Annotated in this window: 26 protein-coding genes and 4 tRNA genes; 21 read left to right on the plus strand and 9 right to left on the minus strand. The window is 63.1% G+C overall.

Features of this window, described 5'->3' with window-relative positions:
* Nucleotides 1–59: 59 nt before the first annotated feature.
* Entirely contained in the window at nucleotides 60–1,364 is a 1,305-nt protein-coding gene (locus tag ABIB36_RS16910) for a sensor domain-containing phosphodiesterase (RefSeq protein ID WP_084346378.1), read from the plus strand.
* Here ABIB36_RS16910 and ABIB36_RS16915 read toward each other — a convergent pair.
* The 4 genes from ABIB36_RS16915 to ABIB36_RS16930 are packed head-to-tail and all read right to left on the minus strand — an operon-like array spanning nucleotide 1,331 to nucleotide 4,292.
* Nucleotides 1,331–1,717 carry a VOC family protein gene (locus ABIB36_RS16915; protein ID WP_084346162.1) on the minus strand — a complete coding sequence of 129 codons (387 nt, stop codon included), beginning with the start codon at nucleotides 1,715–1,717 and terminating at the stop codon, nucleotides 1,331–1,333. The two genes, ABIB36_RS16910 and ABIB36_RS16915, sit on opposite strands and share 34 nt — an antisense overlap.
* A 41-nt stretch (nucleotides 1,718–1,758) precedes the next feature.
* Nucleotides 1,759–2,196 (minus strand): hypothetical protein, encoded by a 438-nt coding sequence (locus tag ABIB36_RS16920; protein WP_084346161.1) that lies wholly within the window; start codon nucleotides 2,194–2,196, stop codon nucleotides 1,759–1,761.
* Between the two features lie 42 nt (nucleotides 2,197–2,238).
* Nucleotides 2,239–3,375 carry a GGDEF domain-containing protein gene (locus ABIB36_RS16925; RefSeq protein WP_084346160.1) on the minus strand — a complete coding sequence of 379 codons (1,137 nt, stop codon included), beginning with the start codon at nucleotides 3,373–3,375 and terminating at the stop codon, nucleotides 2,239–2,241.
* Nucleotides 3,376–3,398: 23 nt separating this feature from the next.
* Entirely contained in the window at nucleotides 3,399–4,292 is an 894-nt protein-coding gene (locus tag ABIB36_RS16930) for a 1,4-dihydroxy-2-naphthoyl-CoA synthase (protein WP_084346377.1), read from the minus strand.
* A 72-nt stretch (nucleotides 4,293–4,364) separates the two neighbouring features.
* Between ABIB36_RS16930 and ABIB36_RS16935 the strand changes: the two genes are divergently transcribed.
* From ABIB36_RS16935 to ABIB36_RS16945, 3 genes are all read left to right on the plus strand, one after another.
* Nucleotides 4,365–4,994 carry a PaaI family thioesterase gene (locus ABIB36_RS16935; protein WP_084346159.1) on the plus strand — a complete coding sequence of 210 codons (630 nt, stop codon included), beginning with the start codon at nucleotides 4,365–4,367 and terminating at the stop codon, nucleotides 4,992–4,994.
* Entirely contained in the window at nucleotides 4,991–5,959 is a 969-nt protein-coding gene (locus ABIB36_RS16940; protein ID WP_354561268.1) for an o-succinylbenzoate synthase, read from the plus strand. The genes ABIB36_RS16935 and ABIB36_RS16940 overlap by 4 nt, the downstream gene beginning before the upstream one ends.
* A gap of 124 nt (nucleotides 5,960–6,083) precedes the next feature.
* Entirely contained in the window at nucleotides 6,084–6,530 is a 447-nt protein-coding gene (locus ABIB36_RS16945) for a DUF6918 family protein (RefSeq protein ID WP_084346157.1), read from the plus strand.
* A gap of 48 nt (nucleotides 6,531–6,578) precedes the next feature.
* Here ABIB36_RS16945 and ABIB36_RS16950 read toward each other — a convergent pair whose 3' ends face one another.
* The gene (locus ABIB36_RS16950) at nucleotides 6,579–7,997 is read right to left on the minus strand and encodes a DUF2252 domain-containing protein (protein WP_084346156.1); all 1,419 of its coding nucleotides are present in this window, start codon (nucleotides 7,995–7,997) and stop codon (nucleotides 6,579–6,581) included.
* A gap of 62 nt (nucleotides 7,998–8,059) precedes the next feature.
* Nucleotides 8,060–8,653 (minus strand): flavin reductase family protein, encoded by a 594-nt coding sequence (locus ABIB36_RS16955; RefSeq protein WP_084346155.1) that lies wholly within the window; start codon nucleotides 8,651–8,653, stop codon nucleotides 8,060–8,062.
* Nucleotides 8,654–8,772: 119 nt separating this feature from the next.
* Here ABIB36_RS16955 and menD point away from each other — a divergent pair, with 119 nt between their 5' ends.
* On the plus strand, nucleotides 8,773–10,383 hold the full coding sequence (menD, locus tag ABIB36_RS16960) for a 2-succinyl-5-enolpyruvyl-6-hydroxy-3-cyclohexene-1-carboxylic-acid synthase (protein WP_084346154.1): 1,611 nt from the start codon (nucleotides 8,773–8,775) through the stop codon (nucleotides 10,381–10,383).
* Here the strand turns inward: menD and ABIB36_RS16965 are convergent.
* Nucleotides 10,380–10,898: a DUF2505 domain-containing protein gene (locus tag ABIB36_RS16965; RefSeq protein WP_354561272.1), complete on the minus strand. Its 519-nt coding sequence runs from the start codon at nucleotides 10,896–10,898 to the stop codon at nucleotides 10,380–10,382. The genes menD and ABIB36_RS16965 overlap by 4 nt on opposite strands.
* A 64-nt stretch (nucleotides 10,899–10,962) precedes the next feature.
* Between ABIB36_RS16965 and ABIB36_RS16970 the strand changes: the two genes are divergently transcribed.
* The 3 genes from ABIB36_RS16970 to ABIB36_RS16980 all read left to right on the plus strand — a co-directional run bounded on the left by ABIB36_RS16970 (nucleotide 10,963) and on the right by ABIB36_RS16980 (nucleotide 13,324).
* Entirely contained in the window at nucleotides 10,963–11,406 is a 444-nt protein-coding gene (locus ABIB36_RS16970) for a DUF3592 domain-containing protein (protein ID WP_256895537.1), read from the plus strand.
* A 75-nt stretch (nucleotides 11,407–11,481) separates the two neighbouring features.
* Complete coding sequence (locus tag ABIB36_RS16975) at nucleotides 11,482–12,615, plus strand: glycosyltransferase family 4 protein (RefSeq protein ID WP_354561274.1); 1,134 nt, start codon at nucleotides 11,482–11,484, stop codon at nucleotides 12,613–12,615.
* A 16-nt stretch (nucleotides 12,616–12,631) separates the two neighbouring features.
* Nucleotides 12,632–13,324: a demethylmenaquinone methyltransferase gene (locus ABIB36_RS16980; RefSeq protein ID WP_084346152.1), complete on the plus strand. Its 693-nt coding sequence runs from the start codon at nucleotides 12,632–12,634 to the stop codon at nucleotides 13,322–13,324.
* Nucleotides 13,325–13,329: 5 nt separating this feature from the next.
* Here the strand turns inward: ABIB36_RS16980 and ABIB36_RS16985 are convergent, their stop codons facing one another.
* On the minus strand, nucleotides 13,330–14,574 hold the full coding sequence (locus ABIB36_RS16985) for a geranylgeranyl reductase family protein (protein ID WP_084346151.1): 1,245 nt from the start codon (nucleotides 14,572–14,574) through the stop codon (nucleotides 13,330–13,332).
* A gap of 175 nt (nucleotides 14,575–14,749) precedes the next feature.
* Here ABIB36_RS16985 and ABIB36_RS16990 point away from each other — a divergent pair, with 175 nt between their 5' ends.
* Both ABIB36_RS16990 and htpX read left to right on the plus strand, forming a co-directional pair.
* Nucleotides 14,750–15,769: a polyprenyl synthetase family protein gene (locus tag ABIB36_RS16990; RefSeq protein ID WP_084346150.1), complete on the plus strand. Its 1,020-nt coding sequence runs from the start codon at nucleotides 14,750–14,752 to the stop codon at nucleotides 15,767–15,769.
* Between the two features lie 73 nt (nucleotides 15,770–15,842).
* Entirely contained in the window at nucleotides 15,843–16,703 is an 861-nt protein-coding gene (htpX, locus tag ABIB36_RS16995) for a zinc metalloprotease HtpX (RefSeq protein ID WP_354561279.1), read from the plus strand.
* A gap of 85 nt (nucleotides 16,704–16,788) precedes the next feature.
* Here the strand turns inward: htpX and ABIB36_RS17000 are convergent, their stop codons facing one another.
* Nucleotides 16,789–17,289: a YajQ family cyclic di-GMP-binding protein gene (locus ABIB36_RS17000; protein ID WP_084346148.1), complete on the minus strand. Its 501-nt coding sequence runs from the start codon at nucleotides 17,287–17,289 to the stop codon at nucleotides 16,789–16,791.
* Between the two features lie 155 nt (nucleotides 17,290–17,444).
* Between ABIB36_RS17000 and ABIB36_RS17005 the strand changes: the two genes are divergently transcribed.
* From ABIB36_RS17005 to rplA, 11 genes are all read left to right on the plus strand, one after another.
* Nucleotides 17,445–17,527 (plus strand) — tRNA-Tyr (locus ABIB36_RS17005).
* A 149-nt stretch (nucleotides 17,528–17,676) separates the two neighbouring features.
* Nucleotides 17,677–17,749 (plus strand) — tRNA-Thr (locus ABIB36_RS17010).
* 82 nt (nucleotides 17,750–17,831) lie between these two features.
* Nucleotides 17,832–17,904 (plus strand) — tRNA-Met (locus tag ABIB36_RS17015).
* Between the two features lie 84 nt (nucleotides 17,905–17,988).
* Entirely contained in the window at nucleotides 17,989–18,156 is a 168-nt protein-coding gene (gene rpmG, locus ABIB36_RS17020; protein ID WP_084346147.1) for a 50S ribosomal protein L33, read from the plus strand.
* A gap of 157 nt (nucleotides 18,157–18,313) precedes the next feature.
* Nucleotides 18,314–18,799, plus strand: coding sequence for a (3R)-hydroxyacyl-ACP dehydratase subunit HadA (hadA, locus tag ABIB36_RS17025; protein WP_179142253.1), 486 nt, complete (start codon nucleotides 18,314–18,316; stop codon nucleotides 18,797–18,799).
* Entirely contained in the window at nucleotides 18,786–19,211 is a 426-nt protein-coding gene (gene hadB, locus ABIB36_RS17030) for a (3R)-hydroxyacyl-ACP dehydratase subunit HadB (protein WP_084346145.1), read from the plus strand. Before hadA ends, hadB begins: the two co-directional genes overlap by 14 nt.
* 196 nt (nucleotides 19,212–19,407) lie before the next feature.
* Nucleotides 19,408–19,480: transfer RNA gene (locus tag ABIB36_RS17035), tRNA-Trp, on the plus strand.
* A 66-nt stretch (nucleotides 19,481–19,546) separates the two neighbouring features.
* Nucleotides 19,547–20,011 carry a preprotein translocase subunit SecE gene (secE, locus tag ABIB36_RS17040; RefSeq protein WP_354561284.1) on the plus strand — a complete coding sequence of 155 codons (465 nt, stop codon included), beginning with the start codon at nucleotides 19,547–19,549 and terminating at the stop codon, nucleotides 20,009–20,011.
* Between the two features lie 74 nt (nucleotides 20,012–20,085).
* Nucleotides 20,086–20,928 (plus strand): transcription termination/antitermination protein NusG, encoded by an 843-nt coding sequence (gene nusG / locus ABIB36_RS17045; RefSeq protein ID WP_084346143.1) that lies wholly within the window; start codon nucleotides 20,086–20,088, stop codon nucleotides 20,926–20,928.
* Between the two features lie 63 nt (nucleotides 20,929–20,991).
* Nucleotides 20,992–21,429 carry a 50S ribosomal protein L11 gene (rplK, locus tag ABIB36_RS17050; protein ID WP_084346142.1) on the plus strand — a complete coding sequence of 146 codons (438 nt, stop codon included), beginning with the start codon at nucleotides 20,992–20,994 and terminating at the stop codon, nucleotides 21,427–21,429.
* A gap of 98 nt (nucleotides 21,430–21,527) precedes the next feature.
* On the plus strand, nucleotides 21,528–22,247 hold the full coding sequence (rplA, locus tag ABIB36_RS17055; RefSeq protein ID WP_084346141.1) for a 50S ribosomal protein L1: 720 nt from the start codon (nucleotides 21,528–21,530) through the stop codon (nucleotides 22,245–22,247).
* Nucleotides 22,248–22,268: the final 21 nt, after the last annotated feature.

The following is a 22,268-nucleotide window of genomic DNA, read 5'->3' on the forward strand; positions in this document are numbered from 1 at the left end:
CGCTAGGCTGGACGAACACGTAGTTCGGTCGGACCGCGCAGAAGAGCAGGGAGATGCCGGTGGACCACGATCCCACCTCGCCCAATCTTCGGCCGCGGGCCCGAAGGCAGAGCGATTCTGCACGGCGTTACCTCGATGTCGAAGCAACCACTCCGGCCCTGCGGAACACCGTCGAACTGGCAGCGAAGAGCGTCGGATTCACCATTGCGCAATTGAACGTACTCGACGATGAAACTATGTACACCCTGGTCAACGTCGGTGGGCCTCCGATGTCTACGGTGGCGCGCTCCATCACGTTGTGCGACGACGTCGTCCGCAGTGGTAAGTCGGCGCTGATTTCCCGCACTCGCGTCGACGCCACCGCACGGCAACATGACATTCTCGATCAGATCGGGCTGGAGTCGTACGCGTCGGTCCCGCTTCGTGGTCGCGAAGGTCTGGTGATCGGGACACTGTGTCTGCTCGATCCACTGTCGAGGGAGGTCGACGACGGCCAACTGCAGGAACTGGAGCAGTTTGCGTCCGTTCTCGAGGAGCAACTGGACCTGCATCGACGCGTCGGATCGACCACCGCCAAGCTCGACAGCGATGTCGATCTGGCCGGTGCACTGCGTGGCGGTCAGATCGTGCCGTGGTTCCAATCGATCGTCGACCTCCGGACCGAGGAGATCGTCGGCTTCGAGGCGTTGGCGAGATGGCATCATCCGACCGATGGCCTGGTGTCGCCGGCGGACTTCGTCCCCTTGGCCGAGTCGAGCGAACTGATCATCGACGTCGACCTGGAAGTTCTGCGGCAGGCCGTGCGCGCGGCGGAGACATGGCAGAAACTTCGGCCGGGTCTGCGGCTCAGCGTCAACCTGTCCGGGCGTCATCTGGCCCACCCGGACGCCGTGGCCCAGTTGCAGTGCGCGGTGTCGGAGGCCGATGTCGACCCGCGCTCGATCTCGCTCGAGCTCACCGAGACGTCCGCGGTGACCGACGGTCCCATGATTCGACGCCACATCGACGACGTACACGCCCTCGGGTTTCGAGTACTGCTCGACGATTTCGGCTCTGGTTGGTCATCGTTGGAACGGCTCGTCACCCTCGAGCCCGATGGAATCAAAATCGATGGTCAGTTGTCTCGCCTGGTGGACACTCCTCGTGGAAAAGCTCTGCTCGGCGCCATCTCGAAAGTCACGCGGGAGCTCGGAATGTCGATGATCATCGAAGGTATCGAGACCCGCGAACAAGCCGATATCGCCGTCGAACTCGGATGCACGCTCGCACAAGGTTTTCTCTGGTCACACCCGCAATCGGCCGGTGCGGTCCTCCGCCTGCTCAGCGGTGATCAGTCGCCGCGCACATCGCGCCTCAGCGGATGATCGGCCGGGATCTGCACCAACACGATGTCTACGCCGTCCGGGTCGCGTAACCACATCTCGATCAGACCCCAGAACTCCGTTTTCGCTGCTCGTTCGACTCGAACCCCGCGAGCACGCAATTCGGCGGCGGCGGACTCGATATCTCGGACCTGCAGCCACAAGGCGCCGTCGAACGACGTCGGTTCGGTCCCTCCGCCGTGTGCGGCGATCTCGATGAGGCTCTGGCCGGCGAAGAACACGGTGCCGGCGCTGTATTCGCGATGTATGGCCAGACCGAGGCCGTCCCGATAGAACGCGAGGGTGCGCTGGTAGTCGGTAGGGCGCAGAATCGTTCGACTACTCAAGATCTCCACACCACATCGATATCACATACGCGTCGACGTGTCGGTCGCCGTCACGGTGTCGCCTCGTGTCCGGGCGCGTTGTGGGTTCTGCGCGACTCCTTCATCTCGGCCTCGAATACATGCCGCTTTCCTTCCTGCAGTTCGGCACGTACCTGTTGCTCGTGGCTTCGGAAATGAGACCAGTAGAGATCGTCGAATTCCTCGACGATCTGGAACGACCACCGTCCGTCGATCGCATTGCGTCCGACCATCTCGGTTTCGAGCCTGTCCGCCTGCGTGCGATGCCCGGCCTCCCGCAGCGCGGTGACTGCCTCGCCGAGTTGGAGGTCGGCATGACCCATCAGCTGATGGAACGAGTAGAGGTAACCGCGGGCCCGTTCGATGGTTTCGAGGGCCTCGGAGACCTTTCCGACCGCCGCGACGGTGTCGTCGGAGGTGTTTGCCGGCCGTACATGCTCGGTCTCGGGTTTCTGGCGATCGTTGCTCATGACGCAGGCATGCCCCCACCGGCTCGATCCGAACCTGGTTCCTCAGATCAGGGTGGTCACCACTCGGTTGCCACCGGCAGCTTTGGCCTCGTACATCATCGAATCCGCAACGCGAGTTGCGGTGCCGACGGGATCGGCGCTGTCGGTCCATAGATCCGATTCGGCGTAGAGGATGGCGGCCCCGATGCTGACCGTCACCGGTACGGCGTCGTTCGCGCCGTGGAGTGCGCGCCTGACTCCGTGAATCAAAGCGTCGATGTGCAGGCGTGAGGTGACTACGGCAGCCAGATATTCCTCGCCGCCGGTACGGCCCACGACCCCGTATCTGGACACGTGAGCGGCCAGGCGTTCCCCTACCCGGCAGATGACAGCGTCACCCTCGTCATGGCCGTAGATGTCGTTGACCGACTTGAAATTGTCGATGTCGACGACCACCACCGCGGCGCACCACCCGTGGCGTTGTCCCTGCGGCAGCAGGTCCTCGATCGCAGTGGTCAATCCTCTGCGATTGAGTAGTCCGGTCAGCGGATCGAGGACCGAGCTCCGAGCGTCCGCCGACAATGTCGTCAGAAATATGTGAGAGGTGATCGGCACACTCATGATCGCGAGCAGTACCACGTTGGTTCTGACCAACAGATTCAGCGTGTCCGTCCGGCCCTGCAGATACAGGGCCCCCGCGATGCCGAGTACGACGGCGGATGCGAAGCCCAGATGCAGCACGACCCATCGCGGGCTCACGAAGAACGTGACGAAACCACCGATCACCGCGAACAGGACGCAACCGAGCAGTGCGTTTCCCAGCTCCATCAACACCAGTGCAGAGGTGATGCCGAGATCTGCGTACAACGCGAACAGAACGACCCCGAGTCTCCCGGGGAACGGCAACAGGAGCCACAGTGCCGCGATGATCAGGTTGGTGATGCACAGCGTCAACGTCCAGATCGTCGCGGGAGCTCCGCTCGGACCCCCGTTGGCGAACAAGGATACGAAGGACATGACGCTGATGTTGATCATCGACAGCGCGATGAGTAGTCGGATGACTTTGCCCGATGGATGAGAGTTCTGGAACTCGCGCATCCATTCGTAGTCGTGAGCTGCCGTGAACCACTCGACGACAGCCTTCCGTGCGCCGACGGCCGGCGGCCGACGGCTGGGTAGAGCCTGGCGCGAGAGGGACATGAGGGGGGGTGTCGACTCTTTTTTCAGAAGTAGCGGGGGAACGGTGACCAGTCGGGATCGCGCTTCTCGAGGAAAGAGTCACGGCCTTCGACGGCTTCATCGGTCATGTACGCCAACCGTGTCGCCTCGCCCGCGAACAACTGCTGACCGACGAGGCCGTCGTCCTGCAGGTTGAACGCATATTTGAGCATCCGCTGCGCTTGCGGCGACTTGGCGTTGATCTTCGCGGCCCACTCGATGGCCACGTTCTCGAGTTCGTCGTGATCGACGACGCGATTGACGGCACCCATGCGATGCATGTCCTCGGCCGTGTAGGTGTCGCCGAGGAAGAAGATCTCGCGAGCGAACTTCTGTCCCACCATCTTGGCGAGGTATGCGCTGCCGTAACCGCCGTCGAAGCTGCCGACGTCGGCATCGGTTTGCTTGAACCGGGCGTGCTCGCGGCTGGCGAGAGTCAGATCGCATACGACGTGCAGGCTGTGGCCACCGCCCGCTGCCCAGCCGTTGACGAGGCAGATGACGACCTTCGGCATGAAGCGGATCAGCCGCTGCACTTCGAGGATGTGTAACCGGCCTGCGCGTGCTCGGTCCACCGTCTCGGCAGTCTCGCCGTCGGCGTACTGATAACCGCTTCTGCCTCGAATCCGCTGGTCACCACCGGAACAGAACGACCACACGCCGTCCTTCGAGCTCGGTCCGTTGCCGGTCAGCAACACCGTGCCGACGTCGGAGCTCATCCGAGCATGCTCGAGCGCGCGGTACAGCTCGTCGACGGTGTGGGGACGGAATGCGTTCCTGATGTCGGGTCGATCGAATGCCACGCGCACCGTGTCGTCACGTACGTGGCGGTGATACGTGATATCGGTGAGGTCTTCGAAGCCGGGAACGGTTTGCCACAGGGAAGGAGTGAAGGTCACCAGGCCACGATAGAGCGCCACGATCGGTACGTCGCGAATACCCGGTTCCTGACTACGGGTTACGGTGCTGGAATGAGCGAACAGGCAGGCCAGGACCAGTACGAACGACACGGCGGGTTTCCTAAGTACAGACAAGCCGACGTCGGACCTGAATACGGCAGGCTCGTGGAAGGGCTGCGAACGCTTCAGGATCTGGCGGTGAGCACCGCGCCGACGCCGGAGGCAACCGTCGAGGCCGCCGAACGAGTCGAAGCATTGATCGATCTGCTGAAGCCGTTCCAGGTGCCGGAGGGTCTCGCACCTGCCGGCCGTGTGATGACCCTTCCCGGCCGCGGCTCGCTGCTGATGCTGCCGTGGACCATCGAGAAGTTCGATGCCGAAGGAGTCCGTAGCCGTGGCGTGTTCCGTCGTTATCACCTCGGTGGAAACGGAGCTGCGCACGGCGGCACGCTCCCGTTGCTGTTCGACGACATGTTGGGGCTGATTCAGCATGCTTACGGCAGGCCCATCAGCCGGACCGCATTCCTGCACGTCAATTACCGCAAGATCACCCCACTGGACACCGAACTCGTCGTCGAGGGCAGTGTCGACCGCGTCGAAGGCCGCAAGACGTTCATCAACGCCGTACTACGCGATCTGGAAGGCAACGTTCTCGCCGACTGCAATGCGCTGATGCTGCAGCTTCTGGAGGGTCAGCCGTGAACCCACCTTCCATCGAGGAGTTTCTCGATGGATCCCACGTCCTCTCGATTCCCTTGCACACCAAGTTTCGCGGCATCACCACCCGCGAAGTCATGCTGGTCCGAGGACCTGCAGGGTGGGGTGAATTCTCGCCGTTCATCGAGTACGACGACCAGGAATCCTCCGCGTGGCTGCGCTCTGCCATCGAAGCCGCCTGGGAGGGGCCGCCTGCGCCTTACCGCGAGCGGGTCCGCGTCAATGCGACAGTGCCCGCCGTCTCGGCGGCCGAGGTGCCGGCAATTCTCGATCGGTTCCCCGGCGTCGACACCGCCAAAGTGAAGGTGGCCGAAAAGGGGCAGAGCGTCGCCGACGACGTCGAACGCGTGCGTGCGGTGCGCGCACTCGTTCCGCGGGTTCGCGTCGACGCGAACGGAGGCTGGACCGTTGATGAAGCCGTAGAGGTCCTGTCGAGGTTGCTCGACGACGGCGAACTCGAATACGCCGAACAGCCGTGTGCGACGGTGCCCGAGCTCGTCGAGGTTCGTCGACGTCTACCGGCCGTTCGGATCGCCGCGGACGAAAGTATCAGGCGTGCCGGGGACCCACTGCGAGTCGTTCGAGCTGGGGGAGCAGATGTCGCCGTACTCAAGGTGGCTCCGCTCGGTGGGATGCGCGCATTGCTCGAGCTGGCAGGCGAACTGGGCGAATACGGGGTTCCCGTGGTGGTCTCGAGTGCCTTGGACTCTGCTGTCGGTATGGCATCCGGACTTGCTGCCGCGGCGGCCATTCCGAAATTGGAGTTCGCGTGCGGCCTCGGCACCGGAAGTCTGTTCGAATCCGATGTCGTTGCCCTGCAGGACCTTCTCGACGGCACTATGCGCGCCGAGCCTGTAGAGCCCGACCCGGAGCGGTTGGCGGCGCTGGCGGCACCGGAGGATCGGGCGCTGTGGTGGCGCGAGCGGGTGCGGCGGTGTTGGGCGGAGTGACCTGGGAGTGACCTGGAAGTGAGCAGAGAATCGGGAGCGCAGCCGGTGGAGTGCCCTGGAAACAATCCTGCGGTACTCTTTCCACGTCGTTCGCCGAACGTGAAGATCTGGGAGGAATTTCGAAGTGGTTGCTGCACTGAAGGAATCGTTGCTCGACGAGTCCAAGCGCGATGTTGTGGTGCGTGATGTCTTGGCTTTGATCGACGCGGAGGTGTCGGACAAGAAGGGCGCGAGCGGCTTGGCCGTCAAGGGCGGTTACGGGGCGGTCAAGAAGGTCGGCCCGTCGTACATCGAGCGGGCCGTCGAACAGTTGTGGCCCGAGTTCGTGGACAAGTTGGAGCCGCTGTGGCAGTCGTACAATGCTGCTCCGGTGGGGTCGTTCTCGGACTATCTCGTCGCCAACTCGGATCAGGCATCGGACGCGCTGCTGGCGGTCACGGATGAGCGTATCGATGAGACGGACAAGAGCGTGGTGAAGAAGTTCTACGGGAGCCTTCGTGGCTCGGCGAAGAAGAATGTTGCCGAGGCGTTGCCGCGCGTCGGTGACCTGGTCACCAAGTACGCAGGCTAGGCACTTCGTTTCGGGTGAAGGGGATACGTTCGCAAGGACGTATCCCCTTCACCTGCTTGTGAGGCGACCGTTCTTGATCGCCTGCAGCAGCAGTGCATGATCAGCCTCGGTTTGATCGGCGTACAGCCGCGCGAATCTGGAAAGTGCCACATCGAGAACGTCGGATTTGCCCACGTATCCGGCGATCATCGACGCCCCGCTGGTTCGGGCGTGACCTTTCGCCAGCAATCTGCCGACGACACCTGCGTAGTCGACGAGCGCAGGGGCGTCGATCGAGGACAGGTCGATGGTGCCCTTCATGTTGCGGAACTGTCGCACGTAGTACTGACGCCCGTCGATGGTCGTCCACCCCAGCAGCGGATCGCTCACGGTCTGCAGATCCTGCTGGTACTCCACGACGCGTTGGCCCTGATGTGCGTGCCACGCGGACTCACCGTGGACATAGGGGGCCAGGACCGAGCGTCGTGCCTGCTTGAGTTGGAGGAACACGACGTCGTCGGGACTGCTGCCTTCCAGGAGCGCCACGTAGGCGCGTAGGCCCACACTGCCGACGCCGACGACGCGATGCGCGACGTCGATCAACGTGTATCCGCCGAGCACGCGTCGCCAATGCGGGGACAGGGTGGCCAGGTACTCGTCGAGTCCTTGGGCGAGAAGTTCTTCGTCGCGGGCGGGGATGCGCGTGGTGATCGGTGGCTCCTCGACCAGGCGGCGCTGCCCCTCGTGTTCGAAGGTGAATCGGGGGAGCGCACGGTCGCTGGTACTTCGCCGTGCCTTCTTCGATGCCCGTTTGATTTCCTTGCGCAACGACCCTTCGGTGGCGTCGGCCTGGAGCCTTTCGGCCGTCAAGCGTTGGAAGGACCGCGACATCAGTGGTTCGTCGGCCAGTCTCGACACTTCGAGTCGGTAGGCGCGGACGCAGGCAGCTACCGCCTCCTCGCATTGGGATTCGCTGCGGCCGTTCTGCCGCCCTGCCACCCAGATGCTCGCGGCGAGGCGTCGTAGATCCCATTCCCAGCCGCCCGGGTGTGCCTCGTCGAAATCGTTGAGATCGATCACCAGGTCGCGTTCGGGGGAAGCGTAGAACCCGAAATTGCCCAGGTGCGAGTCCCCGCTGATGATCGGCGTGATTCCCGTGGACGGCAACAGTGCGACGTCTCGTGCCATGACGATCGCAGTCCCGCGGAGGAACCCGTACGGAGACTCGGCCATCCGCTCGACGCGCACCGGTATCAGCCAGTCGATGCGACCGTCGTGGGAGAACTCGATCTGCCGGATCGGATCCGGTCGATCGGGGGGCGCGGTCCAGTCGCCCATCGATTCGCGGGAGACCTTCTCGCGCAGGCTTCGACCGAGCTCGTATCGCTCGGCCCTCGGCGTCGGACGAGCCCTCAACGTCGCGAAAGACCGTTTGTCGTCCTCGCCGATGCCGGCGACGACGGCGTGGCCATGGGGAGCGTTGGGCATAGGTGAACTCTAGGACCTGGCTGTCTCGGAGATCGGTCAGGTCGTGCAGCGGGGCGGCGGCGTCAGGGGCGCGTGGGGCGATCGATCGAGCGCACCTGAGGTGGGAGCCCCCATTCGGTTCGGCCGAGCCTGCTGAGTGGGGCGATGTCGGCGAACGACGGCAGGCCGTCTTCGGCGAGGAATTCGGGGCGCACGGCGACCGCGACGACGTTGCCCATGACGACGAAGGAGTCACCCACTTCGATGATCCGATGCAGGGTCGCCTCGATGGCTATCGGTGATTCGGCGACGCGAGGGGGCGAGACTTTCTCGCTGGGCTCGTGCGAGATGCCGAGTTCGTCCAGTTCACTGACGCCGTGTTCGTAGTCGGCGGACGACGCATTCACCTGTTCCATGAGCGGTTCGGTTGCGAGATTGATCACGAACTCGCCCGTTGCCTCGATGTTCCGCAGGCTGTCCTTTCGGCCCACGGAGGTGAATTGCACCACCGGCGGGTTGGCCGAGGACACCGAAAAGAAGCTGTAGGGAGCGAGGTTCGCCACGCCTTCCGACGACAGTGTCGACACCCAGGCGATGGGTCGCGGCACGACCGAGGCGGTGAGCACGCGATAGAAGCCGCTCGGGGGCATTTCGGACGGATGGAAGACTGTACGCATCGGTTCATCGTGTCAAAGGACTTCGGAGCAGACGGCATCGGTTATTCGAAAGGCCGGCCTGGGATTCGAAGACTGGGCCGAATACGCCGCACCGCGTCGAATCTGACAACCTTGGAGACGTGAATCCGTCCAGTGCTCAGGCCACCGCCGTCGTCGACGAGCTGGTTCGGGGTGGTGTTCGTGAGGTCGTGCTGTGCCCGGGCTCGCGTAATGCTCCGCTCGCGTTCGCGCTACAGGAAGCCGACGCTGCAGGCTTGTTGCGGCTGCACATGCGGATCGACGAGAGAACCGCGGGATTCCTTGCGATCGGGTTGATTCTGGCCGGGGGTCGTCCCGTTCCGGTGGTCATGACTTCCGGAACCGCGGTCGCCAATCTGGGGCCTGCCGTTCTCGAAGCGAACTATGCGCGGATGCCGCTGATCGTGCTGAGTGCGAACCGTCCCTACGAGATGCTCGGCACCGGCGCGAATCAGACCATCGAGCAGCTGGGGCTTTTCGGCAGTCAGGTGCGGGCGACGGTCAGCCTGGGTCTGGCCGAGGATGGGTCCGGACAGAACAGTCAGTGGCGCAGCGCGGTGTGCAGGGTGCTGGCGGCGGCGCGTGGAACTCGATCGGGCAACGCCGGTCCGGTGCATTTCGACATTCCGCTACGTGAACCTTTGGTGCCCGATATCGGCGACCGCGAGCCCGCCGCTCTCGGACGTCCCGACGGCGCAGCCTGGACGACGACTCAGCAAGCGACCCTCGATGTGCCGGTCGACATCGATCTCACCGTGGACACGATCGTCGTCTCCGGTCACGGCGCAGCCCTGCGGCCCGAACTGGCAGGACTGCCGACGGTCGCGGAACCGACGGCTCCCTTGCATGGCGTCCCTCTGCATCCGATGGCCCTGTCGCAGCTGAAGCCGCGTCAGGTGATCATCACCGGGCGTCCGACACTGCATCGAACCGTCTCGAAAGTGCTGGCCGATCCGGCTGTCGACGTCTTCGCCTTGACGACGGGTCCGCGGTGGCCCGACGTGTCCGGCAACGTCCTTGCCACCGGCACCCGCGCGCTCGTGTCGGGGACGCCGAGGGCAGCTTGGTTGGAGCGTTGCGCGACGCTGTCCGAGACAGCGGACCACGCTGTCCGAGATCAGCTCGATGCGCATCCCAAGCCGACGGGACTTCACGTCGCGGCAACGGTGATGTCCTCGCTGCGCGTCGGCGATCGGTTGCTGTTGGGGGCGTCGAACCCGGTTCGCGACGCGGCCCTGGTGAGTTATCCGAGCGAAGGCATTTCCGTGTTGTCCAACCGTGGGGTCGCGGGAATCGACGGCACGGTCTCGACGGCTGTCGGGGCGGCGCTGGCGGGCGGGGGTCGCACGATTGCGCTTCTCGGCGACCTGACTTTTCTCCACGACGCTTCCGGCCTGCTCATCGGTACGGGGGAGCCACGGCCGAGGGATCTGACGATCGTCGTCGCCAACGACGACGGCGGTGGCATCTTCGAACTTCTCGAGCAGGGGGATCCGCAGTACGCCGGTGCGTTCGAGCGAGTGTTCGGAACTCCTCACGGCATGGATCTGGCGGCGTTGTGCGCGGCGTACCGCATCCCGCATCGCAGTGTCGACACGGCGGAGCTTGCCGTTCTGCTGGAGGGCAATGCCGATGGCATTCGCGTCCTCGAGGTCACCACCGAGCGTTCGGGGCTACGGGAGTTGCACGCGGGGATTCGCGCTCGCCTCTAGGGGGTGTCGTTTGGATCTTTCTGTGCCGCAACCCAATCGATGGTTTCCTGGGTTTCGGTGTCGATGATGTCTTTGATCATGTCGTTGACGAGCGACTCGATCTTGCCGCCGATGAGTGGAATCTTGACCGTCGAGCTGCCCTTGACAGTCAGCTTCGCCCCGGTGCCCGCAGGCCGGAGAGCCAACGTGCCTGCGACCTTGGCTGGGAGTGAAGACGATCCGCCCGTCAAGGTGCCGTCCGCGTGGTCGCCCTGCAGCGGGCCCCAATGGTCGGACCGGGTGATCAGCAGGGTGCCCTTGATGACCTTCTTGACCAATGCCGGTAGCTCGGTCACGCCGACTTCTTCCGAGATGTCCACCGTCAGACCGCCGTCCTCGTGACTGGTCAGCTGGTATCCCTCGGTCTTCTCGGCCTTGGCGAACCTGGCCATCCACTGCTCCTCGCTGCTCAGTGCCTGGTAGACCTGGGCGGGAGTGTGCTCGGAGGAAATGGTGAACTCGAAGTCGCGCGACATGTCAGCAGAGGCTACCGTCAGGCGCCCACCTGTGCGTCGAACTCGGGAAGTAACCTCTATCGACGTGGACGCCCCAGACAGTGCCGACGAACCGAACAAGGGGTTGGCGCGTACGCGGATTTCGGTTCTCGTCGTCGCAATCGGAATTTCCGTGTTGGCGTTTCTTCTGGTCGTCGCGGCGTGGCAGAACGATCGAACGATCACCTCCGACGAGGGAACGGCGACGGCCGAGGTCCTCTCGGCAGGCAGACTTCGCTCTGCGGTCAGCTTCATCACCCCCGACGGGGTCACCCACAATCCGCAACTGGGTGTGCTCTATCCGACCAATTTGATTGCCGGACAACGAATCGACGTCGAATACAACAAGGCCGATCCCGATCTCGTGCGCGTATCCGGTCGCGATGCGAGCGTGGCAATCATCCCGGCCGCGTCGGTCATCGTCGTGACCTGGCTGATTGCCGGTCCGGCACAACTGATCCTTCGTAGGCGTGAACAAGCCCATCGGTAACCGTTCGGACGAACTTCGCTCGCCCGTAACGTCGACGCTCCCTGACAGTCGAAGACGCTCCCCACACTGAGGATCGTGCGAGTAGCCATCGTTGCGGAATCGTTCCTACCCAACATGAACGGCGTCACCAACTCGGTGCTCAGAGTGCTCGAGCATCTCGAACGAACCGGCCACGACGCCATGGTCATCGCGCCGGACAACCCGTCGGGCCCCCGGGCAGCGATTCTGTACGGGGGAACCCCGGTTCACCGGGTGCCGGCCGTCATGGTGCCCAGGGTGAGCTCGCTCCCCGTCGGCGTGCCGGGGCCTTCCCTGACGGCGGCTCTGCGCGGGTTCGGCCCCGACGTCGTGCATCTCGCATCGCCGTTCGTCCTCGGCGCGGGCGGGATGGCGGCCGCCAAACGGCTGGGAGTTCCCTCGGTCGCGGTCTACCAGACCGATGTCGCAGGGTTCGCCGAAAGCTACGGGCTCGGCCTGACGTCGAAAGCTGTGTGGCGGTGGACACGTCGGGTTCACCGCGGTGCGGCGCGGACGCTGGCGCCGTCCTCGTCTGCGGTCCAGGCGCTGGAACAGCACGGTGTGCCACGGGTGCATCGATGGGCCCGAGGCGTCGACGCTGTCCGGTTCGCACCGTCCGCTCGCCGAGAAGGACTACGCAGACAGTGGGCACCGGATGGCAAGCTCATCGTCGGGTTCGTCGGAAGGCTTGCACCGGAGAAGCACCTCGAGCGGCTCGCCTCGCTGAGCGAGTCCACCCAACTCGTGATCGTCGGTGACGGTCCGGAGCGGGGTGCGCTCGAGAAGCTGATGCCGTCGGCGATCTTCACCGGGCAGCTCGGCAGCCAAGAGCTCGCCCAGGCGTTCGCGAGCTTCGACATCTTCGTTCACCCAGGCGAACACGAGACGTTCTGTCAGGCGGTCCAAGAAGCCCTCGCCAGTGGAATCCCCGTCATCGGACCCGACGCAGGTGGACCACGAGACCTGATCACGCACTGCCGCAACGGATATCTGCTGCCGGTGGACCGGTTCGCGGAACTCCTTCCGAGGGCGGTGTCGGCACTCGCGTCGCCGAGGATGCGAGCCCGGTTCGGTGAGGCGGCCCGGAGGTCAGTGCTGCACCGCACCTGGCCCGTGATCTGCGAGGAACTTCTCGAGCACTACTACGAGGTCCTCGGTTGGGAAAACCGGGCCGCGCTCCGAACGGCGTGACCCGTAAGCTCGAGACGTGCCTACAAGTTCGCGTGCAACGCTCGACAAGGACCCACACGAGGTCGCATCGATGTTCGACGGCGTCGCCCGTCGCTACGACATCACCAACACCGTGCTGTCCTTCGGTCAGGACCGCAGCTGGCGGAAGTCCACGCGCGCCGCGTTGAACCTGAAAGCGGGCGAGAAAGTCCTCGATCTCGCTGCCGGGACCGGGGTGTCGACGGTCGAACTCGCTCGCAGTGGTGCGTGGTGCGTCGCCACCGACTTCTCGAAGGGGATGCTGCAGGCAGGTTCCGGTCGTCCGGTCCCAATGGTGGCGGGTGACGCGATGCACCTGCCGTACGCCGACGCGAGCTTCGACGCAGCAACCATTTCTTTCGGCCTGCGCAATGTCTCCGATTTCGAGGCCGGACTACGTGAGATCGCCCGCGTCACCAAGCCCGGCGGAAGGCTCGTCGTCTGCGAATTCTCGACGCCGGTCTTTCGGCCGTTCCGCACGGTCTACATGGAATACCTGATGAAAGCGCTTCCCGCAGTCGCTCGGGCGGTCTCGAGCAACCCAGACGCGTACGTGTACCTGGCCGAGTCGATCCGGGCATGGCCCACGCAGGACGAACTCGCGACGCGCATCGCCGACAGCGGTTGGTCGAACGTGCAGTGGCGGAACCTGACCGGTGGGGTCGTGGCTCTGCACCGTGCCGTTCGCTGATCACCTCAGCTGAACGGCGGTCGGGAATCGGCTTTCAGTGACACGCTGCCCGACGCGCGCCACGCACGTGCAACGAGGTCCGAATCGGCTTCGGTGACGAGGTTTCCCATCACCCGTACCGCGATCTTCATCAGAGCTGTCGAACGCATGCCGATAGGTCCCGTTGCCGGTAGGAACCGGGGGACGGTGAGTAGGCCTGCGAGTCGGCGGGCTATGGAAAATGCCTGCCCGTAATGCTCGCGCAGCAGCGCGGGCCACGCCTCGCTCAGGTCGTTCTCGTCGAGCATGTCCGCGATCAAGCGTCCACCTTCGAGCCCGTAGTCGATCCCTTCACCGTTGAGCGGATTCACACAGGCAGCCGCGTCGCCGATGATCGCCCAGTTCTTTCCTGCGACGTTGGACACCGCGCCACCCATCGGCAGCAGGGCCGACGCCACCGCCCGAAGGTCGCCGGTCAGTCCCCAGTCTGCGCGACGCTGCTCGGTGTAGAGATCCAGCAGCGGACGCAGTGCGCCCGGCCCAGGCCGCTTGGCCGTCGCCAGCGTGCCGACACCGATGTTCACCTCGCCGGTGCCGAGCGGGAAGATCCAGCCATAGCCCGGTTGCAGCACTCCCTCGCCGTCGCGCAGCTCGAGATGTGAGGAAATCCATGGGTCTTCGCTTCGGCCGGAGGAAATGTAGGCGCGAGCGGCGACCCCGAACGTGGTGTCCCGATGCCACTCGCGGCCCAGCTTCCTACCGAGTGAGGACCGAACGCCGTCGGCGATGATCAGCGTTTTGCATGTGAGAGTACGTTCGGTACCGCCGTGCTCGAAGGTGACCGACTCGACACCGCGTCCGCTTTGCGCCACCGACACCGCCTTGGCGCCTTCGAACATTCGAGCGCCGGACTCCAGCGCTGTGCGACGGATTCTGTCGTCGAGCTCCGAGCGGGGGACTGCGCTGCCTACCGTCGGAAGTGAGCCGCCCGGCCACTCGAGCTGCAGTTCCTGACCGAATCCGGACAGTCGCAGACCACGGTTCTCGACGCGTCCGCGGACCCACTCGCCCAGGCCGAGTCGATCGAGTTCGGCGATGGCACGTGGGGTCAGGCCGTCGCCGCACGTCTTGTCACGCGGGAACTTCGCAGCGTCGGCGAGAACTACCTGCCGACCGGCGCGCGCCGCCCAGGCCGCCGCCGCAGAACCCGCGGGGCCTGCGCCGATTACCAGGACTTCGGCTTCGGTGGGAAACTCCGCAGTAGTGGACACAGATCCAGTATGCAGTGGACCGCGGCGCTGCCCACCGCGCCCGGACGTGGGGTGAAGCACCTTGTGGCTACGGCGCGCACTAGATTCACTACGGTAGTAGCGGGTATCCGGGGGCGCCGACTAGCAGACGAGATTTTCAGATCCGATCAAGACACCGAGGACAGGACCAACAAACGTGAGCACAGACGACGCGGCCGGATCGACGGTCGTTGCCGGGGTGGATCTGGTCGATCCAGAGCTTGCACGAACCGTGGCCGAAGGTTTGGTCAGCGTCGAGAATCTGATGATCTCGGAACTGTCCGACGGCGAAGACTTCCTCACCGAGGCCGCGTTGCATCTCGCGCGGGCCGGTGGAAAGCGTTTCCGCCCGTTGTTCACCGTGCTGACTGCCCAGCTGGGACCCAATCCGACCGATGATGCAGTGGTGACCGCGGCGACGGTCGTCGAGCTCGTCCATTTGGCCACGCTCTACCACGACGACGTCATGGACGAAGCCTCGATGCGACGTGGCGCCGAGAGCGCCAACGCGCGGTGGGGAAACAGCATCGCGATCCTGGCAGGTGACTACCTCTTCGCGCACGCGTCGCGGCTGGTCTCCACGCTCGGTCCCGAGGCAGTTCGAATCATCGCCGAGACGTTCGCAGAGCTGGTCACCGGACAGATGCGCGAGACGATCGGTGCCAAAGCGGACCAGGATCCCGTCGCGCATTACCTCAAGGTCGTGTGGGAGAAGACCGGGTCCTTGATCGCCGCGTGCGGAAGGTTCGGTGGGACGTTCTCCGGCGGGGACAGCGACCATGTCGCCGGCCTCGAACGACTGGGCGATGCCGTAGGCACGGCGTTCCAGATCTCCGACGACATCATCGACATCTCTTCGGAGTCGGAGCAGTCCGGTAAGACGCCCGGCACCGATCTGCGCGAAGGTGTCCATACTCTGCCTGTGCTCTACGCACTCGCCGAGCAGGGTGTCGACGGCGACCGCCTTCGAGTACTGCTGGACGGACCGGTCACCGACGACGCCGAATTGGCGGAAGCACTCCAATTGTTGGAACGCTCGCCAGGAATGGCAAAGGCCAAAGCGACACTGGAAGAGTTCGCCGACAAGGCCTATGCCGAGCTGGCGAAGCTCCCACAGGGTGCCGCGAACGACGCGCTGGGACGCCTGGTCCACTACACCGTCGAGCGAGTGGGCTGACCGCAGGGAACCTTGTCGAGTGTCGTGGACGTTCTCACAGTGAACAACCACGACACTCGAGGAAGAGGCACCATTGCGCTTCGCAAACGGGGCAAAGACGTTCGGGCTGCTGGTCGCGATGTCCGCGCTGATCGTATTCATCGGTGCACTGTTTCGGAGCCCGGTCATACTCTTCGGCTCGATCGTCTTTGCCGTCGGAATGAACGGCTACGTCTATTTCAACAGTGCAAAGCTCGCGCTGCGATCGATGCATGCCCAGCCGGTGACTCAGCTCGAGGCACCCGCCATGTACAAGATCGTGCTCGAGCTCGCCACCACCGCGCATCAGCCCATGCCGGCGCTGTACATCAGTCCCACCAACAGTCCCAATGCGTTCGCCACGGGCCGCAATCCGAGGAACGCGGCAGTGTGCTGTACCACCGGAATCCTGGCGATCCTCGACGAACGTGAACTCCGAGCCGTTCTGGGACATGAGCTTTCTCACGTCTACAACCGGGACATCCTGATCTCTTCAGTCGCAGGGGCGATGGCCGCAGTGGTCAGCGGTCTTGCGAATTTTGCGCTGTACGCGTCCATGTTCGGCGGCCGCGGAAACGGGGGCACCAATCCGATCGCGATCGTACTCGTCTCGTTGCTGGGACCTATCGCGGCAACCGTCGTCAAGCTCGCGGTGTCGCGGTCGCGGGAGTATCAGGCCGATCAGTCGGGCGCCGAGCTCACCGGTGATCCGCTCGCGTTGGCATCGGCGCTGCGCAAGTTGGAGCGCGGCATTGCGGCCGCCCCATTGCCGCCTGAACCGCGGATAGCCGCGGAGTCGCACCTGATGATCGCGAACCCGTTCAGAGCGGGAGAGAAGGCCGGACGGCTCTTCTCGACTCACCCGCCGATGGCTGACCGGATCGAGCGACTCGAGCGGATGGCGATGGGCGGCTGACGACGTAGGTGGAAAGTGAGCCTCAGCTCATGTCTTACCCACCTACGTCGTATCAACCCACGTCGTATCAAGCCCCGTCGATCACCTACCGGTAGTTGACGAACTGCAATGCGATGCCGAAGTCCTCGCCCTTGAGCATCGACTGAATGGCTTGCAGATCGTCACGCTTCTTGCTGCTGACGCGAAGCTCGTCCCCTTGAATCTGCGCTTTGACGCCCTTGGGCCCGTCGTCGCGAATCTTCTTGGTGATCTTCTTGGCGTTCTCGGTGGTGATTCCCTGTACCAGCTTGCCGGTGACCTTGTAGATCTTGCCGGATGGCGACGGGTCGTTGGCCTCGAACGCCTTGAGTGAGACGTCGCGTCGGATCAACTTTTCCTTGAACACGTCGAGCGCTGCCTTGACCTTTTCTTCACTCTCGGACGTGATGACGATCACTTCGGATTCGCCGCTGCCCGACCACTCGATCGTCGTATCCGAGCCGCGAAAATCGAAGCGCGTCGACAGCTCCTTCGCCGCCTGTCCTACTGCGTTGTCGACCTCCTGACGGTCGACCTTGCTCACCACATCGAAGGACGAATCTGCCACTTGACTACTCCTGTGTCGAATCGAATTGCGCAAGGCACTTACCCCGACGTTAGCCCGTTTGCATGGCCTCTATGCACCCGGTTTGCGTTCGAGGGGCACGTTCGTTGTATTCTTCAAACCGCATCGAGGAGAGCGAATCTCTTTGGTGCAAGCACGGCAGATTGCCCGAGCGGCCAATGGGAGCGGACTGTAAATCCGTCGGCGTATGCCTACGTAGGTTCGAATCCTACATCTGCCACCCAGGAGCCCCAGCGAGTTTCGACTCGCTGGGGTTTCTACTTGAAGAGTTACGTTTCACCGGCGCTGAGCATGCAATTTGGTACTCGACGCTAGGAATGTGTAACCTCTTGAAGGCTTCAGTGCACGGCTTGCCGTGCTTGGCGCCACGCCCCCTTAGCTCAGTCGGTAGAGCGTTTCCATGGTAAGGAAAAGGTCAACGGTTCGATTCCGTTAGGGGGCTCGCTGGGTTGGATGGTTCGCGTCGGCACCCTTACTTTCGGTTACATACTCGGAAGTGAGAAGGTGTAGGGGTGAGCACCTGAGGCGGTGTAGCTCAGTTGGTAGAGCAAACGACTCATAATCGTTGCGTCGCCGGTTCAAGTCCGGTCACCGCTACACAAGAAGACCAGATACACGCAGCACCAGAAGTAAGCACAGTCCTGATTAACCGGATCAGATTTACCCGAAAGTAGGCGTCCAGTGGCCTCCTCCACCGATGTGCGGCCCAAGGTCACCTTGGCCTGCGAGGTTTGCAAGCACCGCAACTACATCACGAAGAAGAACCGTCGTAACGATCCCGATCGCCTCGAGCTGAAGAAATTCTGCCCGAACTGCGGCACGCACCGCTCACACCGCGAATCTCGTTAGGAAGCGGCCGGTTCGCCGGCCGCTCTTCTTCGTTCGGAGTCGATGCCACGCGTTGGGCTTACTCTTCGAACCCTAACGTCTGCGGCGTCCTGGGTAGAAAAGGTTCGTATACCGCGTGACTGAGTCAGTTCAAGATCCCGCCGCGCATGCTGCCGGTATGGTCGGCCACCACTACAGGGTGGACCACCCGTACGAGGTCGGTCGCGAAAAGGTGCGGGAGTATGCCCGCGCCGTTCAGGATCTGCATCCGGCGCACCATGACGAGGATGCTGCCAAGGCACTCGGCTACGACGGCCTGCTGGCCCCGCTGACCTTCATCTCTCTCGTCGGCATCATCGCGCAGTCGAAGATGTTCAGAGAGATCATCACCGGTTACGACCCGAGTCAGATTCTTCAGACCGATCAGCGTCTGCAGTTTCACAAGGCGATCCAGGTCGGGGACGAGCTCACGTGCGATGTGCACCTCGAATCTTTCCGTCAGATGAGTGGTAGCGACATCATCACGACGAAGAACATCGTCACGGACCAACACGGCGAACTCGTACAGACCACCTGGACGACCCTGGTGGCCCGTACGGGAGGCGAAGTCGACGAGAACATCGCCCACGCAGTGAAGGACGTGATCATGCATGGCGCTTCGTAGTTTTGCCGATGTCACGGTCGGTGAGGAACTTCCCGATCGGATCGTCAAACTCACCCGTGGGGACTTGGTCAATTACGCCGGGGTGTCCGGAGATCCGAACCCGATTCACTGGAGCGACGAGGTCGTCAAGCTCGCCGGGTTGGACAATGTGATCGCGCACGGCATGTTGACGATGGGTCTCGGGGCGGGTTTTTTGACAGCATGGCTCGGCGATCCAGGTGCGGTCACCGAGTACAACGTGCGTTTCACCAGTTCGGTGTACGTTCCGGCAGATTCGGCCGCGTCCGTGGAATACACCGGCAAGGTCAAATCGGTCGATGCGGAGTCCAAGTCGGCAGTCATCGCGATCACCGCGAAGTTCGAGGGCAAGAAGATCTTCGGACGGGCGACTGCGACCGTTCGTCTGGCGTAACCGGCCTGTAGATCCGCTGATCCCGCGCAGGGATTTCAGGGTTTACACGCCGTGCAGTACACTGAGATTTCTGGGGTTACTCAGCGCTGCGCGCTGCCATGGCTATCATTTCGAAAGTCCAGGGTCAGCGCGTATGTTGTGTGATGCGGTGTTGTGTAATTCCAGGACGGTTCCACCCGCGTGCGGGTGGTACCGAAGGGGCGTAGCTCAATTGGTAGAGCAACGGTCTCCAAAACCGTAGGTTGCAGGTTCAAGTCCTGTCGCCCCTGCCCATGTTGCTCGTCTCCCGCCGTCGGCGGGAGCTGCAATGGTGTCAGCTACTGAGAGGAACGACGGTGAGCGAGGAGCGCGGAAAGCGCGACGACCAGTCCGAGGACTCGTCGACGCCCGACGACGCCGCGGCCCGCACCGCCGACCGAGCTGCCACCGAGGGTGCAGCCGATTCGACAGCAGGGGTCCGGCCGACCGGCAAGCGAACAACTCGTCGGACGCGCATGGCGTCGGATGCAGAGTCTGCCGATGGAGCATCCTCCGGCAAGGTCTCCGTCACCAAGTCGGCGACAGCCAAGATTTCCACTCGTGCTGACAGAACTCGTCAGCCGAAGCGCATGAATATCTTCAAGCGCTTGCGTAAGTTTCTCCGTGAGGTCATCGCCGAGTTGCGAAAGGTCATCTGGCCGAACCGCAAGCAGATGGTCACCTACACCTCGGTAGTGCTCGCGTTCGTGGTGTTCATGGTTGCGTTCATCAGCGGCTCGGATCTGGCGTTCATCAAGGGTATCGGCTGGCTGTTCGGCTGAAACTTCACGACCAACACTGCGACGACCAGGTCGACGACCGCCGACACGCACGAAACGAAAGAAAGGGTGCTGCTGTGAGCACGCCGCACAACGACGCCACCGAAGTGGCCGCATTCGACGCCGATGTCGAGGCGACCAAGCAGGGCCTCGAAGCGGAGCAGGCCGCTCAGGACCGCGAGACCGACGAAGCCATCAAGGCCGACGTCGCGGCAGCCGCCGGTGAAGAGGTCTCAGAAGAGGTTCCAGCCGAAGGTGACGACGTCGATTCAGCCGTCGATGCCGATATCTCTGCAGAACCCGAGGATCCAGTTGCGGAGATGAAGGCTGCGCTGCGGCGCGCCCCCGGCGACTGGTACGTCATCCACTCGTACGCAGGGTACGAGAACAAGGTCAAGGCCAACCTCGAAACCCGAGTTCAGAACCTTGACGTCGGCGACTACATCTTCCAGGTCGAGGTTCCGATCGAAGAGGTCACCGAGATCAAGAACGGCCAGCGCAAGCAGGTCAACCGTAAGGTTCTGCCGGGTTACATCTTGGTCCGCATGGAACTGAACGACGAGTCCTGGGGCGCGGTGCGAAACACCCCCGGTGTAACCGGGTTCGTCGGCGCGACCTCGCGCCCTTCCCCGTTGACCATCAACGAGGTCGTCAAGTTCCTGATGCCGCAGGAAGGCTCGAAGAAGGACGCCAAGGACTCGAAGACGTCCGGCGATCAGGGCGAGTCCTCTTCGAAGCCGACAATCGAGGTCGACTTCGAGGTCGGCGAGTCGGTCACCGTGATGGACGGCCCGTTCGCGACCCTTCCGGCCAGCATCAGCGAGGTCAATGCCGAGCAGCAGAAGCTCAAGGTTCTGGTGTCGATCTTCGGTCGAGAGACTCCGGTCGAACTCGGCTTCACCCAGGTCGCCAAGATCTAGCCGGCCTCCTCACAACTTGCAGTAGCAACCGCAAGAAACCCGAGCGAATACAAGGAAAAAGAAATGCCCCCGAAGAAGAAGAAGAAGCTAGCCGGGATTATCAAGCTCCAGATCCAGGCAGGAATGGCCAACCCGGCCCCTCCCGTCGGTCCCGCGCTGGGTCAGCACGGCGTCAACATCATGGAGTTCTGCAAGGCGTACAACGCAGCGACGGAGTCGCAGCGCGGAAACGTCGTGCCGGTCGAGATCTCGGTCTACGAAGACCGCACGTTCGACTTCAAGCTCAAGACTCCTCCGGCAGCCAAACTGCTCCTCAAAGCAGCAGGCGTAGCCAAGGGTTCGGGCGAGCCGCACAAGACCAAGGTCGCCAAGGTGACCATGGATCAGGTGCGCGAGATCGCCAAGACCAAGGCAGAAGACTTGAACGCCAACGACATCGATCAGGCCGCGAAGATCATCGCAGGCACTGCTCGCTCGATGGGTATCACCGTAGAGGGATGACCTCCTCGTCAGCTCCTACCCGGAGTTGACCACCGTACGACGTGGTAGGGCCGGCCAGGCCCGTCAACCACTTCTGAACCAACGATTGGACAGTAAACATGGCAAAGCGAAGTAAGGCGTACCTCGAGCAGGCAGCGAAGATCGACGCTGACAACCTGTACTCGCCGCTCGAAGCAGCACAGTTGGCCAAGGACACGGCGTCGACCAAGTTCGATCCGACCGTCGAGGTTGCTGTTCGTCTCGGTGTCGACCCTCGCAAGGCCGATCAGATGGTGCGCGGCACCGTCAACCTTCCCCACGGCACCGGCAAGACCGCTCGGGTTATTGTTTTTGCCGCTGGCGAGAAGGCTATCGAGGCGCAGGCAGCAGGAGCCGACGTTGTCGGCGCCGAGGATCTGATCGAGCGCATTCAGGGCGGATTCCTGGACTTCGACGCAGCGATCGCTACCCCTGACCAGATGGCCAAGGTCGGCCGCATCGCCCGCGTCCTCGGACCGCGTGGCCTGATGCCGAACCCGAAGACGGGCACAGTCACCAATGATGTGACCAAGGCCGTCAACGACATCAAGGGCGGCAAGATCAACTTCCGTGTCGACAAGCAGGCCAACCTGCACTTCGTCATCGGCAAGGCGTCGTTCGATCAGACCAAGTTGGTGGAGAACTACGGCGCTGCACTGGACGAGATCCTGCGTGCAAAGCCGTCTTCCGCCAAGGGCCGCTACATCAAGAAGATCACCGTATCGACCACGACGGGCCCGGGCATTCAGGTCGACCCGACCCGCACGCGTAACCTTCTCGAGAACGATGTGACCGGGTAGTCACACCGCAACGACAAGAAA

Source organism: Rhodococcus sp. UYP9 (genome assembly GCF_040547235.1).
GTDB lineage: Bacteria > Actinomycetota > Actinomycetes > Mycobacteriales > Mycobacteriaceae > Rhodococcoides.

What these genes read in the sequence shown, in the direction of transcription:
- ABIB36_RS16955 (WP_084346155.1), bottom strand. Translation starts at nt 8,653, where the DNA reads ATGCGTACAGTCTTCCATCCGTCCGAAATGCCCCCGAGCGGCTTCTAT.
- hadB (WP_084346145.1), top strand. Translation starts at nt 18,786, where the DNA reads ATGGCGCTTCGTAGTTTTGCCGATGTCACGGTCGGTGAGGAACTTCCC.
- rplA (WP_084346141.1), top strand. Translation starts at nt 21,528, where the DNA reads ATGGCAAAGCGAAGTAAGGCGTACCTCGAGCAGGCAGCGAAGATCGAC.
- rplK (WP_084346142.1), top strand. Translation starts at nt 20,992, where the DNA reads ATGCCCCCGAAGAAGAAGAAGAAGCTAGCCGGGATTATCAAGCTCCAG.
- ABIB36_RS16935 (WP_084346159.1), top strand. Translation starts at nt 4,365, where the DNA reads ATGAGCGAACAGGCAGGCCAGGACCAGTACGAACGACACGGCGGGTTT.
- ABIB36_RS16965 (WP_354561272.1), bottom strand. Translation starts at nt 10,898, where the DNA reads ATGTCGCGCGACTTCGAGTTCACCATTTCCTCCGAGCACACTCCCGCC.
- ABIB36_RS16950 (WP_084346156.1), bottom strand. Translation starts at nt 7,997, where the DNA reads ATGCCCAACGCTCCCCATGGCCACGCCGTCGTCGCCGGCATCGGCGAG.
- ABIB36_RS16920 (WP_084346161.1), bottom strand. Translation starts at nt 2,196, where the DNA reads ATGAGCAACGATCGCCAGAAACCCGAGACCGAGCATGTACGGCCGGCA.
- ABIB36_RS16925 (WP_084346160.1), bottom strand. Translation starts at nt 3,375, where the DNA reads ATGTCCCTCTCGCGCCAGGCTCTACCCAGCCGTCGGCCGCCGGCCGTC.
- hadA (WP_179142253.1), top strand. Translation starts at nt 18,314, where the DNA reads ATGGTCGGCCACCACTACAGGGTGGACCACCCGTACGAGGTCGGTCGC.